General features: G+C 64.2%; 14 protein-coding genes. 12 read left to right on the forward strand and 2 right to left on the reverse strand.

All coding sequences use genetic code 11. The annotated features are described in order from the left end of the window. Positions 1-8: 8 nt before the first annotated feature. The 10 genes from ACWUKX_RS09990 (at position 9) to ACWUKX_RS10035 (ending at position 9,840) form a co-directional block, all read left to right on the forward strand. The gene (locus ACWUKX_RS09990) at positions 9-1,085 is read left to right on the forward strand and encodes a Gfo/Idh/MocA family protein (RefSeq protein WP_456006250.1); all 1,077 of its coding nucleotides are present in this window, start codon (positions 9-11) and stop codon (positions 1,083-1,085) included. Next, entirely contained in the window at positions 1,085-1,903 is an 819-nt protein-coding gene (locus tag ACWUKX_RS09995; protein ID WP_456006253.1) for a sugar phosphate isomerase/epimerase family protein, read from the forward strand. Before ACWUKX_RS09990 ends, ACWUKX_RS09995 begins: the two co-directional genes overlap by 1 nt. Beyond that, entirely contained in the window at positions 1,903-2,736 is an 834-nt protein-coding gene (locus ACWUKX_RS10000) for an alpha/beta fold hydrolase (protein ID WP_456006256.1), read from the forward strand. Before ACWUKX_RS09995 ends, ACWUKX_RS10000 begins: the two co-directional genes overlap by 1 nt. After that, positions 2,733-3,458 carry a ribulose-phosphate 3-epimerase gene (locus tag ACWUKX_RS10005; RefSeq protein ID WP_456006259.1) on the forward strand — a complete coding sequence of 242 codons (726 nt, stop codon included), beginning with the start codon at positions 2,733-2,735 and terminating at the stop codon, positions 3,456-3,458. The genes ACWUKX_RS10000 and ACWUKX_RS10005 overlap by 4 nt, the downstream gene beginning before the upstream one ends. Further along, a complete protein-coding gene (locus ACWUKX_RS10010; protein WP_456006262.1) occupies positions 3,455-4,492 on the forward strand; it encodes an ROK family protein in 1,038 nt (345 codons plus the stop codon). Before ACWUKX_RS10005 ends, ACWUKX_RS10010 begins: the two co-directional genes overlap by 4 nt. Further along, positions 4,485-5,576, forward strand: coding sequence for an ABC transporter ATP-binding protein (locus ACWUKX_RS10015; RefSeq protein ID WP_456006265.1), 1,092 nt, complete (start codon positions 4,485-4,487; stop codon positions 5,574-5,576). The genes ACWUKX_RS10010 and ACWUKX_RS10015 overlap by 8 nt, the downstream gene beginning before the upstream one ends. A gap of 381 nt (positions 5,577-5,957) precedes the next feature. Continuing rightward, the gene (locus ACWUKX_RS10020) at positions 5,958-6,947 is read left to right on the forward strand and encodes a sugar ABC transporter substrate-binding protein (protein WP_456006267.1); all 990 of its coding nucleotides are present in this window, start codon (positions 5,958-5,960) and stop codon (positions 6,945-6,947) included. After that, positions 6,944-7,945, forward strand: a complete 1,002-nt coding sequence (locus ACWUKX_RS10025; RefSeq protein WP_456006269.1) for an ABC transporter permease — start codon at positions 6,944-6,946, stop codon at positions 7,943-7,945. The genes ACWUKX_RS10020 and ACWUKX_RS10025 overlap by 4 nt, the downstream gene beginning before the upstream one ends. Continuing rightward, entirely contained in the window at positions 7,942-8,706 is a 765-nt protein-coding gene (locus tag ACWUKX_RS10030; RefSeq protein WP_456006272.1) for an ATP-binding cassette domain-containing protein, read from the forward strand. The genes ACWUKX_RS10025 and ACWUKX_RS10030 overlap by 4 nt, the downstream gene beginning before the upstream one ends. 48 nt (positions 8,707-8,754) lie before the next feature. Further along, positions 8,755-9,840, forward strand: coding sequence for a Gfo/Idh/MocA family protein (locus ACWUKX_RS10035; RefSeq protein WP_456006275.1), 1,086 nt, complete (start codon positions 8,755-8,757; stop codon positions 9,838-9,840). Between the two features lie 10 nt (positions 9,841-9,850). Here ACWUKX_RS10035 and ACWUKX_RS10040 read toward each other — a convergent pair whose 3' ends face one another. Both ACWUKX_RS10040 and ACWUKX_RS10045 read right to left on the reverse strand, forming a co-directional pair. Continuing rightward, the gene (locus tag ACWUKX_RS10040; protein ID WP_456006278.1) at positions 9,851-10,141 is read right to left on the reverse strand and encodes a hypothetical protein; all 291 of its coding nucleotides are present in this window, start codon (positions 10,139-10,141) and stop codon (positions 9,851-9,853) included. A 420-nt stretch (positions 10,142-10,561) separates the two neighbouring features. After that, positions 10,562-11,098 carry a TetR/AcrR family transcriptional regulator gene (locus tag ACWUKX_RS10045; protein WP_287330329.1) on the reverse strand — a complete coding sequence of 179 codons (537 nt, stop codon included), beginning with the start codon at positions 11,096-11,098 and terminating at the stop codon, positions 10,562-10,564. 150 nt (positions 11,099-11,248) lie between these two features. On the opposite strand from ACWUKX_RS10045, the gene ACWUKX_RS10050 reads away from it, so the two are divergent. Both ACWUKX_RS10050 and ACWUKX_RS10055 read left to right on the forward strand, forming a co-directional pair. Beyond that, the gene (locus ACWUKX_RS10050; protein ID WP_456006281.1) at positions 11,249-12,514 is read left to right on the forward strand and encodes an efflux RND transporter periplasmic adaptor subunit; all 1,266 of its coding nucleotides are present in this window, start codon (positions 11,249-11,251) and stop codon (positions 12,512-12,514) included. Continuing rightward, entirely contained in the window at positions 12,511-15,594 is a 3,084-nt protein-coding gene (locus ACWUKX_RS10055) for an efflux RND transporter permease subunit (RefSeq protein WP_456006284.1), read from the forward strand. The genes ACWUKX_RS10050 and ACWUKX_RS10055 overlap by 4 nt, the downstream gene beginning before the upstream one ends. Positions 15,595-15,663 lie beyond the last annotated feature (69 nt).

Below are 15,663 nucleotides of genomic sequence, written 5' to 3' on the forward strand. Positions count from 1 at the left end.
AAGAGACCATGATCCGGAAACAAGACCGTCGTCTTCGTGTCGGCGTGCTCGGCTGCGGGCCGATCGCGCAATTCGCCCATCTCGAATCCTGCGTGAAGGCCAGGAACGCCGATCTCTATGCGATCTGCGATGCCGCCCCCGACCTTCTGGCGCGCATGGGCGCGACCTATGAACCCGAGAAGATGTACGCCGACTACGATGAGATGCTCGCCGACCCGCAACTGGAGGCGGTGATCGTCGCAACCTCCGACGCCTACCACGTTCCGATGTCGATCAAGGCGCTCGAGGCCGGTAAGCACGTGCTGTGCGAAAAGCCGATCGGCGTCTCGGTCGAGGAAGGCGAAACGCTCGCCGATGCGGTTAAACGCTCCGGCAAGGTGCTGCAGGTGGGCCATATGAAGCGCTTCGACCCGGCGCTGGAAGCGGCGCGCGATTTTGTCCGCGACGAGATCGGCGAGATCCTGGCGCTAAAAGCCTGGTATTGCGATTCCACTCACCGCTACACCAACACCGACGCGGTCCAGCCGCTGCCCGTCACCAGCAAGCTGGCGCGCAAACCGGGCGGCAATCCGAAGTCCGATCTCAGGCAGTATTTCATGCTCGCGCATGGCTCGCACCTCGTCGACACTGCGCGCTTCCTGTGCGGCGAGGTCGTCGCCGTGCGTGCCCGCCTCAACGAGCGTTTCGGCGCCTATTGCTGGTTCGTCGAAACCGAATTCGCCAACGGCGCGCTTGGCCATCTCGACCTCACCGTGGCTGTCCGCATGGACTGGCACGAGGGCTTCCAGCTCTATGGCGAGAACGGCTCGGTAATCGCGAAGACCTTCAATCCGTGGTATTTCCGGGCGAGCGAGGTCGATATCTTTCACGAGAAGGATGCGACGTCGCGAAAGCCGCTGGGCGCCGACGGGCATTTCTTCAGGCGCCAGCTCGAAAGCCTCGCCGACACGGTGCTCGACGGCAAGCCGATGCGCGGCGCCGATGTCGAGGACGGCCTCGCCTCGATCCGCGCCATGGTGGCGATCGCCCGCTCGGTCGAAACCGGCGAGCGCGTCGAGATCGTTTCCGTCACGGGAGCGGTCTGATGCAGATCGGGGTGTTCGCCAAGACCTTCCCTGGGAGCGAGCCGGCCGGCGTGCTGGCAGCGGTCCGCGACGCGGGATTTGCCGTCACCCAGTTCAACCTGGCCTGCGCCGGCCTGCCGTCGATGCCGGATGCGGTCCCTGACGATGGCATCAGCGCCATCGCGGCCGCGTCGAATGCTTCCGGCGTCACCCTGGTGGCGCTCTCGGGCACCTACAACATGGCCCATCCGGACAGGGCTGTGCGCGACGACGGCCTACGCCGGCTTGGCGTGGTCATCAAGGCTGCGGCAGACCTTTCCGTTCCCTTGGTCACGCTGTGCACGGGAACGCGCAACGCGGACGATCAATGGGCGTATCATCCCGACAATGCCCACCCTGAGGCTTGGGACGACATGGCGGGCCAGATGGAAAAGGCGCTGCAATTCGCTGAGCGCCACGGCGTCGATCTCGGCATCGAGCCCGAACAGGCCAACATCGTCACCTCGGCGTCGGATGCGATGCGCCTCATCGTTAGCATGGGCTCGAAACGGCTGCGCATCGTGCTCGATCCGGCGAACCTGTTCGAGCAGGCGAGCCCCGCCGAAGCACGCGCCATCGTGGCCGCTGCGGTCGAGCACACAGCCGGCCATGTCGCCATGGCCCATGCCAAGGACCGTTTACCCGATGGCCGCTTCACTACGGCCGGCCGGGGCGTTGTCGACTTTGCGGATTTTGTTGCCCGCCTAAAGGTATCAGGCTTCGACGGGGCGCTGGTCACGCACGGCCTTTCAGCCGACGAAGCGCCTGAGGTTGCCCACTTCCTCAAGGGGCTGATCTGATGGCGCGTCCTGCAACTCTGCTTCGCGATGACGCCGCGCTTCAAGTCTCCGACCATGGCGATGGGCTTACGGTCATCTTTCAGCACGGGCTGGGCGGTGGCGAGGCGCAGGTCGCCCAGGCTTTCCCTTCCGGGCCGAGGTTGCGGCGCCTCACGCTGGAATGCCGCGGGCACGGTGCCTCTGGGCTCGGCAGCAGTCGCCCGTTCTCCCTGAGCATGTTCGCGGATGATGTTCTAGCCGCCGCCGATCAGGCCGACCTCGATCGGTTCGTCGCCGGCGGCATTTCCATGGGCGCCGCAATTGCAACCCGCCTCGCCTGCCGTCATCCGGACCGTGTCGCGGGCCTGCTGCTGGTGCGGCCGGCCTGGAAGTTCGACAGTGCGCCTGACAACATGCGGCCGATCGCCGAGGCTGCCGGCCTCATTCTCAGTCACGGCCCCGACAAGGCCAGGACGATCTTCGCGCAATCGGAAACCTCCGCGCGCCTGCAGCGCGACGCGCCCGACAACCTTGCCTCGCTGTTCGGCTATTTCGACCGGCCGGACGCCGCGCCATTCGCGCAGGTCCTCGCCGACATTGCCGCCGACGGCCCAGGCGTTTCCGCGAGTGACGCCGCGGTGCTTGGCATTCCCACGCTGGTCATCGGCAATGCCATGGATGCGGTGCATCCGCTGTCGGCGGCCCATACGCTCGCGGCGGCCATCTCCGGCGCGACCTTTGCCGAAATCTCTCCCAAGGCGCTCGACAGTGTCAGGCATTTCGCCGAGCTGCAGGCCGAGATCACGACCTTCCTTCACGCCCACTTCAACATCCGGAGCCTCATTCCGTCATGACGATGAAAACCCTGTCCGGCCCCGCTGCCATCGCCGCCTTGCCGCGCAACCGGCTGCTCGGCGAGTTTTCGCTGTGGTCGGCGGACCTTGCCAATATGGAGCGCGACCTGAAGCGCATAGAACCTCATGTCGACCTGCATCACATCGACGTCGCAGACGCCCGCTTCACCCCCGGCTTCCTGTTCTTCCCGGATCTGGTGAAGCGGATCGCCAGGCTGACGGCAAGGCCGATCCATGTGCACCTGATGGTCGAAGCCGAGATCGTCGAAGAGCAGACGCGTCAGTTCATCGAGACCGGCGCCGACCTGATCAGTGTGCACGCCGAAAACGGCGAGGCCGGCCTGCGCGCCGTGCGGCTGGCGCATGAGCTCGGCGCCGAGGCCGGCGTGGTGCTCAGGCTGGAAACGCCGGTCGCTGCGGTCACCCCATTCCTGCCGGAAGTCGCGTTTGTGACGCTTCTTGGCACATCCATTGGCGTCAAGGGCCAGAGCCTTTCCGACCAGGCCTGCCCACGCCTGATAGAGGCGCGTACACTGATGCGGCAAGCCGGCCGGGAGGCGGACATCTTCCTGGCTGCCGACGGCGGCATCCGCCACGAGACGGTGCCGCGCCTGCGCGCCGCCGGGGCCGAGACGGTGGTGCTCGGATCGCTGGCATTCGGCGACCCCGACCTCGCGCAGCGCATGGCCTGGCTGCATGGGCTGAAGGTCGCCGCCTTATGACAAGACTGGCCCTCGCCTTCGATCTCGGCGGAACGGAGCTGCGCGGCGCGCTGGTCGAGAGCGGCGGCCGCGTTGTCGCGCAGGTTTCGGCGCCGACGATGGCGATCGCGGGATCGGATGCGGTGATCGGGCAGATCATCGCACTGGCCGGGGCTCTTCTGACACAGCGCCCACAAGCGGATGTCGTCGGCATCGGCATCGGCGCGCCGGGACCGCTCGATCCCAAGGCTGGGATCGTGATCGCACCGCCGACGCTGGCCGGCTGGCACGATGTGCCGTTGATCGACATTCTCGGCAAGCATTTCGGCCTGCCGGTGCGGCTGGAAAACGACGCCAATGCGGCCGCGCTGGGCGAATGGCGCTTCGGCGCCGGCCTGGGCACCGGGTCGCTGGTGTTCGTCACCGTATCGACCGGCATCGGCGGCGGGGTCGTTGCCGACGGCCACATCTATCACGGCCGGCGCGGCCTTGCCGCCGAGATCGGCCACATGACCATCACCGGCGAGGGCGACCGCTGCTTCTGCGGCGCTGTCGGCTGTTTCGAGGCGGTCGCCTCCGGAACCGCGCTCGGGCGGCGTGCCACGGCGTTGACAGCGCCAGGCGACGGCTCCCTGCTCAGGCGCCTTTCGGCCGATGGCGACGTTTCGGCCAGGCACGTCGTCGAGGCCGCACGTGCCGGCGATATCAGTGCGCTCGAGCTGATCGAGGCGGAAGCCAGGTGGCTCGGCATCGGCTTCACCAACCTGCTTCACCTCTATTCGCCGGACCTGATCGTCATGGGCGGCGGTCTCGCCAACGGCTTCGACCTGCTGGCTCCAGCCATCAGGGTAACCGTCGAGCAGCGGGCGATGCCGGCCTACCGGGATGTGCCGATCGTGCCTGCGCGGCTCGGCGACCGCGCAGGGCTGATCGGCGCGGCCAGTCTGATCCTGTGGGAAGGCGAACCGGGCGCGCCATTGGCGATGGCGCAGGACGAGGACAGCAAAGACGGTGCGACCGAAGATGCCGTCGGCAGGAAGGCAAGCCATGGCTGAGCTCAAGCTGCGCGGCGCGCGCAAGTCCTACGGATCCGTCGAGATCATCAAGGGCCTTGACCTGGACGTCGAGGACCGCGAATTCGTCGTCTTCGTTGGCCCGTCCGGCTGCGGCAAGTCCACGCTGCTGCGCATGATCGCCGGCCTGGAAAAGATCACCGCCGGCGACTTGCTGATCGATGGCGTGCGCGCCAACGACATCGATCCGTCCGAGCGTGGGCTCGCCATGGTGTTCCAGTCCTACGCGCTCTATCCGCACATGACGGTGGCCGAGAATATGGGTTTTGCGCTGAAGATCGCCGGCGTTTCCGCCGCGGAAAAGGAACGCAAGGTGCGGGAGGCCGCCGAGGTACTGCAGCTTTCGCATCTTCTCGACCGACGGCCGAAGGCGCTTTCGGGCGGCCAGCGGCAGCGTGTCGCCATCGGCCGCGCCATCGTGCGCAATCCCAAAGTGTTCCTGTTCGATGAGCCGCTGTCCAATCTCGACGCCGCCTTGCGGGTGAGCATGCGGCTCGAGCTGATGCGCCTGCACGAACACCTGGCCGCGACCATGATCTATGTCACGCACGACCAGACCGAGGCCATGACCATGGCCGACAAGATCGTCGTGCTGAACGGTGGCAGCATCGAACAGGTCGGCTCGCCGCTTGAACTCTATATCAGGCCGGCCAACATTTTTGTCGCCGGCTTCATCGGTTCGCCGAAGATGAATCTGTTGAAGCTGAAAGTGGCCGCGACTGGGCCCAAAGGCGTCTCTGTTACCTTGCCGGACGGCCAGGCGCTGACCGTCCCGGTTGCCGCCGGTGCAAGCAAATCTGGCGACGAGCTGCTGCTCGGCATGCGGCCGGAACATCTCCGCATCTCGGCCAACGGACAATTCAAGGGGCGAGCCGTGCTGGCGGAGCGGCTTGGCAGCCTGAGCATCCTGCATGTCGAGGTCGCGCCCGAGGTCACGCTGGTGGTGCAGGCGGAAGGTGGCGACAGGACGCCGTTGCACAGCCCGATCGCGCTCGACATCTCGCCATCGGCTTGCCACCTGTTTCGCACCGATGGTCCGGCGCTGGCGTCTCTGCAATCGGCGTGAGCCGTGGGCTCATAGTTTGAAACCAGAGAACTGACGGCGCCGCGCATCGAGCCTGCTTCGACCCCTACAGTGTCGATTTCTGCTGCATCGCAGCACATCAAAAACCGCTGCACAACATTTTAAAACTTGACGTATGTCAAATTTTTCTAAAACATGCGATAATGCTGGCGAAGCCTTGGCCAGCGCTCTGGGAGGAGAAATGCCTGACACGGAAAATGGCCCGGAACGGGTCTTGAAGCAGCGAGCTGCAAGGCAATCGCCGATCGGTCGGCTGTCTGCCATCGCAAGCGCCGGGCCGGCCTTCGTCGTGCCCTGCACAGCCATTCCATTCGCCGAACGGGTTAATTGCGACACAACCAACATTTAGGAGGAGGAAGAAGCATGCGTATATTCAATGGCCTGACGCTTGGCGCAGGTCTCTTTGCAACCATCGTCTCCATGCCGACCCAGGCCCAAGACGCGGCGAAAGTCGCGGCCATCGTCAAAGGTCTCGACAACCCCTTCTTCCAGTACATGCAGAAGGGCATCGAGGAGCAAGCCAAGGCCGATGGCGTCGGCGTTACCGTGCAGGCTGCCGCCAATATGGGCGACGCAACCGGGCAGGCGGACCGGCTGACCGCCATGGCCATGCAGGATTTCGACTGCTACCTGGTCAACCCGATCAGCGTCTCCAACCTGGTGCAGGCGCTGGTGCCGGTCGCGCAGAAGAACAAGCCGATCGTCAACATCGACAGCACCATCGACGCCGAGCAGGCCAAGGCCGCCGGCTTCACCATCTCGACCTATATCGGCACAGACAACGTTGCCGCCGGCGTGCTGGCCGGCGAGGAGATGCTGAAGCTGGTTCCTGCAGGCTCCAAGGTTGCACTGGTGGCGGGCATCGTCGGCGATGTCGGCAGCAATGCCCGCATCAAGGGTTTCAAGCAGGCTGTCGAAGGCAAGCTCGACGTCGTGGTGATGGTGAGCGCCGACTGGGACCGTGAAAAGGCCTTGACCGCCGCGACCGACATCCTGGCCGCGCATCCCGATCTCGCCGGCTTCTTTGCCGCCAACGACATCATGGCGCTCGGCGTCCAGCGCGCCGTCCAGACCTCGGGTAAGGACGTCAAGGTGATCGGGCTTGACGGCATCGTCGACGCCCTGAAGTCCGTTGCCGCCGGCGAACTCGCTGCGACCGTCGCCCAGTACCCCTATGTTGTCGGAGCCATGGGCGTGGAAGCCTGCAAGGCAGCGGCCATGGGCAAGGAACTGCCCGCCAACGTGCCGGCGCCGGTGCTTCTGATCAACAAAGACAATGCCGAAGCCTCGCTGAAGAACTTCCCGCGCCCCGGCGGCGACTATCCCGATCCCTTCCGCGAGATGTTGAAGTGAGCACGCCTGAACAAAACGCGCCCGCGCATACAGCGGGCGCGGCGGAGGAGAGCCGTCCCTCCCTGTCGGCTCTCCTCCTGGATCCTTCCTTCTGGGCCGACTGGGCATCGGTCGTTGGCCTGGTCGGCCTCGTCGTCGTGTTCGGCATTAGTCAGCCGGTCTTTCTCAGCGTCGCCAATTTGCAGGCCCTGCTGCTAGCCGCGGCGATCCTGGTCGTGCTGTCGATCGGCCAGACCTTCGTCGTGGCCACCGCCGGGATCGATCTCTCGCTGGCTGCCGCAGTCATGCTGGGCGCCATCATCCTCGGCCTCGTCGATGCCGCGGGCTATGGCATCTTCTTCGCCTGTGTACTGGCCGTCGCCGCCACCAGCGCGGTCGGTTTCCTCAATGGCGTGCTCATCACAGCCGGGAAAATACCCGACTTCGTGGTGACGCTCGGCACGCTTTCGGGCGTCACCGGCCTTGGTCTGATCCTGTCGGGCGGCGAGCCGATAATGGTTCGCTCGACCTTCCTGCTGCGGCTGGCCTCCGGTTCCTTCGGGCCGTTCGGCTATCCCGTCTGGGTGGCAATATCGGCCGTTCTCGTGGCGCATATCGCGCTCTTCCATACCCGCTTCGGGGTGCATCTGCTGGCGACCGGCGGCCAGACTGAAAGCGCCCGCTCGCTCGGCATCCGGACCAACCGGGTCAAGATCGCCGCCTACACGATATCAGGATTCTGCGCCGGCACCGCCGCGCTGCTTCTGGTGGCGCGCATCGGCTCGGCCGAACCGCAGATCAACACCAGCCTTCTGCTCAATTCGGTGGCGGCAGTCGTCTTGGGAGGCGTCAGCCTGTTCGGCGGACGCGCCAGCATTCTCGGCCCGGCGATCGGGGCGCTGATGCTCACCGCTCTCGTCAACGGGCTGACGCTGCTCAGCGTTTCGGCCTTCTACCAACCGCTCGCCGTGGGCGCCATCGTGGTGCTGGCGGCACTGATCATGCGGTATCAGAAATGAGCGCCGTCAATCACTCGCCGTCGGCCGACGCGATCCTAGCCTGCGAAGGGCTAAGCAAGCATTTCGGCGGCATCCGGGCCTTCACCGATGTCGCCTTCCAGGCCCGCCGTGGCGAGGTCACCGCTGTCATCGGCGACAATGGCGCCGGCAAGTCGACGCTGATACGCTGCCTGGTCGGCGTGCACGTGCCGGATGGTGGCGAAATCTTCTTCAACGGCCGGCTGCACCCCTTCGCCAATCCCGACGAGGCGCGCAAGGCCGGCATCGAGACGGTGCACCAGAACCTCGCGCTGATCGATGAATTGACCGTCGCCCAGAACCTGTTCCTCAACCGTGAGATCGTGCGCCGGATCGGCCCGTTCGCCCTGCTCGACCGCAAGGCGATGAAGCAGCAGGCGCGCGCCATGCTGTCGCGCCTGTCGATCAACATGCCTTCGGTCAGCCAGCGCGTGCGGCGCCTTTCGGGCGGACAGCGACAGGCGATCTCGATCTGCCGCGCCGTAGGTTCCGGCGCCAAGCTGGTGGTGATGGACGAACCAACCGCGGCGCTCGGTGTGCAGGAGACGGCCAATGTCGAAGCCCTGATCCGGCGGCTGCGCGAACAGGCCGTCAGCGTCATCCTGGTCAGCCATAATTTCGATCAGGTGCGGCGCCTGTCCGACCAGATCTGGGTGATGCGGGCGGGACGGATGGTGGCGACGGTCCGATCGTCCGAGACCACCGGCAACGAACTTGTCGCGCTCGTCACCGGCGCGGCATAGAAACGATCCGGCTCGTTACGAATTGAACGATTGGAAAGGGAGTTTGCCGTGGCGGTGATCCGTGTCGGACTTGTGGGGCTTGGAGAGGTCGCTCAGTCGATCCATCTGCCGGTGCTGAGCGACCAGCGCGACCGCTGGCTGATATCGGGCGTCTATGATGTTTCGCCGAGCCTCGTGACGCTGTGCCGCTCCGAATACCCGACTGCCGCAATCTTCGATTCGGCCGAGGCGCTGATCAGTTCGCCGGATATCGACGCGGTTTTCATCCTCTCGTCCGACGAGACCCACAGCCGTTTCGTCCGTGCCGCCGTCCAGGCGAACAAGCATGTCCTGCTGGAAAAGCCCGCCTGCCTGACGGTGCGCGAAATCGACGAATTGCTGGCTCTGACGACAAATTACGCCAAGACGATCTTCGTCGGTTACATGCGCCGCTACGCTCCGGCCTACCTGGCGGCGATGGGGGAACTGCCTGACTTCGCCGATATCACCCATGTCCGCATCTTCGACCTGATCTCCGAGGGCCGGCATTTCCTGAAAAAGAGCCAGAATATTCTCTCTCCCACCGACATCGATCCGGCCCTTTTGGCACGCGGCGCCGGGGAGCGCGAGGCGCTGATCCGCGAAGTGGTGGGCAGCGATGCGCCCGCCGATCTCGTACGCGCCTATCGCGGCCTGACGGCGCTGAGCTCGCACCACATTTCGGCGATGCGCGGGCTGCTCGGCGAGCCGGTTCGTGTGCTCGCCGCGCATCGCACCAATGGCGGCGCCAACACCAGCGTGATCTTCGACTATGGGCATTTCGCCTGCTGCTACGACGCAGTGGTCGACGATCTCGGCCTGTTTGATGCCATGATCGAGGTGCGCTCGAACACCAAACGGGTCCGCATCATCTACGACACGCCCTATATCCGCAGCCTGCCGACGCGGCTCGAAGTGACGGAAGCCGGTCCACTAGGCCCGGTGACCAGGACCTTCGGGCCGCTCTATGGCGACGCTTTCTCGAATGAACTGGAGACCTTCCATCGCCACATCACTGACGGGACAAAGCCGCTGACCGACCTCGCAGACTCCCGTCGCGACCTGGCGCTGATGGCCGACATCATCGCGCGGATGAAGGAGACTGGCGGGCGCTGAAGCCTGCCGCCTACTTCCCACAGTGGTGATCGTTGATCTTGTTCAACGCATTCGCGTCGGGCCCGACCCTGTGGTAGGAGCAGGCTCCGGCGGCCGTCGTGACCAACTGCTGGTCATAGTAGCGCGGGCCGCCGAACAGAATGTCGATGATGTCGCCTTCGGCGGGAACGTAGCGTTCGGATTGAACCCGGTAGTCGCGGTGCCGATGGTCGCGGTATTTGTCCCCCGCGAAAGCCGAGGCGGACATGCTGCAGCCTATCGCGAAGGCGAGCGCGCGGATCGCAAAGCGTTTTGTCGTCATCGGCAATACCCTTCTGGCAGTTCGGCTTTGTACCATATATCCAAAATCGCCAGCCGAACAAAAGTTCCCTGAACGGCGCCTTAGGCCCAGCGCGAATCCATCAAAGGGGCTGGGCTACGATGCGGCCGCCGCACTCGCCAACGACGCCGCCAACAAGGAATAGTTCGGCGCCGTGATGAGCCAGTAGCCAGCCCGGTAGCCAGTGGTGTCGTGCGCGCCGGAAATCCTACCCGGGCAGTCCGTGCCGGTATGGCGCGGGCCCGCTGCTTGTGCTCGACCGGTTCGGGCGGCGGTTTCCGGCCGGTGTGTTGCCCTGGCGGTAAACCGCCTCAGGTGCTCGGGATAATCCAGGCGATCATCAGCAAGGTCGTTCACGGTGATCTGCCTTGCCGCAGGTGCTTCGCTGGCCTACGCGGCAATCTATCCCGCGATCTCAAGCAAGGACGATACCAGCAACCGGCGTTCGTCCTGTGAAAGGACGTCCGAGTCGAAGAGGTTCATGCTGCGAAGGCCTTCGATGGCGAGGTAGCAAACCAGCAGCGCCTTGAGGTCCGGCGTCTCTCCCTTGAGCCGCTCGAAAACCTGCCGCCTGAACAATTTTATCGGTGTCAGGAAATCGGGATCCTCGGCGATCGCCGAAAATATCCAGGAAGCCGACGGTTTCGATTCCTCGGCATGTTCGGCCGAAAGCTTGATGTAGGTCGCAAGCGGGCTTTCGCCGCTGACGCCGGCCGTGCGGGCGGACTCCAGCGCCTGCTCGAAGGCGCGCAGGTATTCCTCCACCAGCGCCTGCATCAGTTTCGCCTTGGTCGGGAAATTGTACAGCAAGCCGCCTTTCGACACGCCGGCTCGGCTGGCGACGGCGTCCAGCGACAGGCTGCCGGGCCCTGTCTCGCGTGCCACATCGGCGGCGGCAGCGAGTATCCTGTCGCGCGAATTTGTTCTTCGGGCCTTCATCAGTCGCTTCCCATACATTAGCCTACGCGGAATTGACAAGACCGTCCAGACGGTACAGTAAGATCGCCGTCATTTGAAATCGGGACCAGTCACAGGTATGTGTTTCGGTCATCCGACTGTTATGCCGGGCCATGGCCAAGGGGACTGTTCGTGATCAAGCGTTTCATCATTGCCTTCGTTCTGCTCGTGCTGGTGTGTGGCGGCATCGTCGGCTTTAATTTGTTCCGCGACAATGCAATGCAGCAATTCTTCGCCACGATGAAACCGCCGGCCGCGACCGTGTCGACGACAATCGTCAAACCGACGAGCTGGACGCCGGGCGTCGAGGCGATCGGCACTGTCAGAGCGGTCCGCGGCGTCGACCTGAGCGTCGAAACCGCCGGCATCGTTAAGGACATCCTGTTTCACGCCAATCAGAAGGTTGAAGCCAACGCGGTTCTCCTTCAGCTCGACGATGCCGCCGAGCGCGCCGATCTCGATGCGACGAAGGCGCAAGCAGCGCTCGACCAGACGGCGTTGACACGCGCCCTTGAACTGCAAAAGCGCGGTGTCGGCTCGGAATCGACGCTCGACACGGCGCGGGCAACCGCATCGGCTTCCGCTTCGCAGGTCAACAGGCTGCAGGCTGTGCTCGAACAGAAACTGCTGACAGCGCCCTTCGGCGGCACAGTGGGTATCCCCAGGATCGATCTCGGCCAGTATCTCTCACCCGGCACTTCCGTAGTGACACTGCAGGACCTGGAGACGATGCGGGCCGATTTCTCGGTTCCCGAACAGCAGCTTCCGCTGCTGAAGATCGGCCAGACGGTGCGGCTGGGCATTGGCGACGGCGAGCTTCCGTTCGCCGGCACAATCCGCGGCATCGACCCCAAAATCGACCCGACCAGCCGGCTGGTGACGGTCAGGGCCGAGGTCGCCAACCCCGAAGGCAAGCTGACGCCTGGCCAGTTCGTGCAGGTGCGCGTCGAACTGCCCGAGGAAAACAACGTGCTGACGGTGCCGCAGACCGCGCTGACCTCCAGCCTCTACGGTGACTTTGTCTTTGTGGTGCGTCCGGCGAAGCCGGCCGCGGCCAATGGCGCCGCCCCTCCTGCTGCGGCAAAGCCGGAAGAAAAGCCCGCCACGGATACTGCGAAGCCCGCAGCCGAAGCGCCCGCGGCAAAACCCAACGAAGAACCGGCGGCAACGCCGACCGAACCGACAGCGGAAGAACAGAAGCCGCAGCTCGTGCTCGCCCAGGTGTTCGTCAAGCCCGGCCGCCGCAACGCCGGCCTGGTTGAGATCCTCGAGGGCATCGCGCCTGGGGACGAGGTTGTTACCGCCGGCCAGAACCGGCTCTCCAACGGCATGTCCGTTGCCGTCGACAACACGATCGATCCGACCAAGCCGGCGAACCAGCAGGCAGCCCAGAAATGAGCCTTTCCGACCTCTTCATCCGCCGCCCGGTCCTTTCGACCGTGCTCGCCCTGATGATCCTGCTTCTGGGTTTTCAGGGCATCTTCAACCTTTCGATCCGGCAGTATCCGGAGGTCGAAGAAACGGCTATCACGATCACCACGGCCTATCCCGGCGCCAGCGCCGACCTGATCCAGGGATTCATTTCCGCGCCGATCGCCCGTGCCGTCGCTTCGACCGAAAACATCGATTACGTCACGTCGGCGAGCCGGTCGTCCCTAAGCACCGTGACGGTGCAGATGAAACTCGGCTCCAACCCCGACGTCGCGCTGAACGAAGTCTTGTCGAAGGTACAAGGCGTGCGCGGCGATCTGCCGGACGAGGCCGAAGACCCGGTGATCGTCAAGGGTACCGGCGATCAGTTCGCGATGATGTATATCTCGATGCAGAATCCGAACATGACGCCGGAACAGCTCACCGAATATATCGAGCGCGTCGTGCGGCCGCGCATGTCGACGGTCGAGGGTGTCGCCGACGTGCAGATCTTTGGGGCCGCCGAATATTCGATGCGCGTCTGGATCGACCCGATCAAACTGGCGGCGCGCGGCGTGACGGCGTCGGAAGTGCTGACCGCCATCAACGAATCGAATTTCCTGTCAGCACCCGGCAACACCGAAAACGAATACGTCGCCTCCTCGATTACCGTTCGCTCGACGCTGCAGACGCCGGAAGCTTTCGCCGCTCTCCCGCTCCGATCGAAGGACGGCAATGTGGTGAGGCTGCGCGACGTGGCGCGCGTCGAGCTCGCCGCGGCGAACACCGACACCAGGGTCACTTTCAACGGCAAGCCCGGCATCTTCCTCGCCATCTTTCCGACGCCGGCCGCCAATCCGCTGACGACAGCGGAGGCGATCCATGAAATCGTGCCGACGATCCAGGAGACGCTGCCGCAAGGCATGACGATCGAGATCGTCTACGATTCGACCGAGCAGATCAGCGCGTCGATCGAGGAGGTGTTCAAGACCATCGGCGAAGCGGTCGCCATCGTCATCGTCGTCATCCTGCTCTTCCTCGGCTCGTTCCGCTCGGTGCTGATGCCGATCGTGACCATTCCGCTGTCACTGATCGGCGTCTGCTTCCTGCTGTTTTCGCTGGGCTATTCGATCAATCTTTTGTCGTTGCTGGCCATGGTGCTGGCGATCGGCCTCGTCGTCGATGATGCCATCGTGGTGGTGGAAAATATCCACCGCCATATGGAGGAAGACGGTTTGTCGCCGATGCAGGCGGCCTTCAACGGCATGCGGGAGATCTCGTCCGCCGTCATCGCCATGACGATAACGCTGGCCGCCGTGTTCGCGCCGCTGGCCTTCACCGGCGGCCTGACCGGCGCGCTGTTTCGCGAATTCGCGGTGACGCTTGCCGGCTCGGTGGTGCTTTCGGGTGTCGTCGCCCTCACCATCACGCCGATGATGTCGGCACGCATCCTCAGGGCCGGCTCGCACAGCCGCTTCCAGCGCATTGTCGACACCACATTCAGGCGCGTCGAAAACGTCTATGAGCGGCTGGTCAGCGGCTCGTTGAAATATCGCCCGGTGACGCTGATGATCGTCATCGCACTGGTCGCCACGACCGGCTTCATGTTCACCAAGACCGCGAGCGAACTGGCACCGGAAGAAGACCAGGGCTTCTTGCTGTCTATTGTGAATGCGCCGCGCTATGCCACGTCGGACTACACCGAAACCTATGTGAACCAGATTCTCGGGCTGATGAATGATATCCCCGAAACCAGGGCGCGGTTCTCCGCCGTTGCGTTCCAGGGCCCGACGAACAACGCCTTCGTCGGCTTCGCATTCAGGGACTGGGCCGAGCGCGCGCGCAGCTCGAAGGAACTTCAGGAAGACATCACGGGCCGTCTCAGCAAGGTTGCGGGCGTCGAAGCTTTCGTCTTCGCCCCGCCGACGCTGCCCGGCTCCGGCGGCGGCCTGCCGGTCACGATGGTGGTGCGCTCGACCGGCGATGCCTCGCAGGTGTACGAGGCGGCCGAGGACATCAAGAACAAGGCGCAGGCCTCCGGTCGCTTCCTAGCCGTGCAGAATTCGATGTCCTACGACGCGCCGCAAGTGACGGTGACGATCGACCGCGACCGCGCCGCGGCGCTCAACCTGCCGATCGCCGACATCGGCCGGACGCTGACCCTCTTGGTCGGTGGCGCCGAAGTGGCGCAATTCGACCGCGAATCCAACAGCTACGACATCATCCCGCAGGTGCCGCAGAACTTCCGCGACAACCCTGAGAAGCTGGCCGAGTATTTCGTGCGCAGCGCGTCGGGCGAGATGGTGCCGCTCTCGGCGGTGGTGAAGATCTCGACCAACGCCTCGCCGGCCGTGATCGAGCAGTTCAACCAATTGAACTCCGCCACGATTTCCGCTCTGCCATTGCCCACCCTAACCACCGGTGACGGGCTGAGGACCATCGAGGACATCGCCAGGGAAAGCCTGCCCGACACGTTCTTCATCGACTACACCGGCCAGTCGCGGCAGGAGAAGGAACAGGGCTACACGATCATCATCGCCTTCGCGGCAGCCGTTCTCGTCATCTATCTGGTGCTGGCGGCGCAGTTCGAAAGCTTCCGCGATCCGCTGATCATCATGATGTCGGTGCCGCTGTCGATCTTCGGCGCGATCGTGCCGCTCAATCTTGGGCTGGGAACGCTCAACATCTACACGCAGGTCGGCCTGATCACGCTGATCGGCCTGATCACCAAGCATGGCATTCTTCTGGTCGAGTTTGCCAACCAGCAGCGCGAGCTCCACGGGATGCGGCGGCGCGATGCGATCGTCGCCTCGGCCAGGGTGCGGCTAAGGCCGATCCTGATGACGACGGCTGCGATGGCGCTCGGCGTGGTGCCGCTGATCATCTCCAGCGGCGCGGGTGCGGCGGCGCGCTATTCGATGGGCCTGGTGATCTTCACCGGCATTCTGGTGGGGACCATGTTCACCCTGTTCGTGGTGCCGATGTTCTACACCTTCATTGCCAGCAAGGACCTGCCGCATCACGCCGAGAAGCCGGACCCGAAGCTGATGCCGGTCCCGGTTGATTGATTGACAAAAGGCCGGGGATTTCCGGCCTTTTTCTTGGGCAGTGATGTCCGACCGCAACGTATTTAACAA

The sequence above is a fragment of the Mesorhizobium sp. f-mel genome (assembly GCF_053850215.1).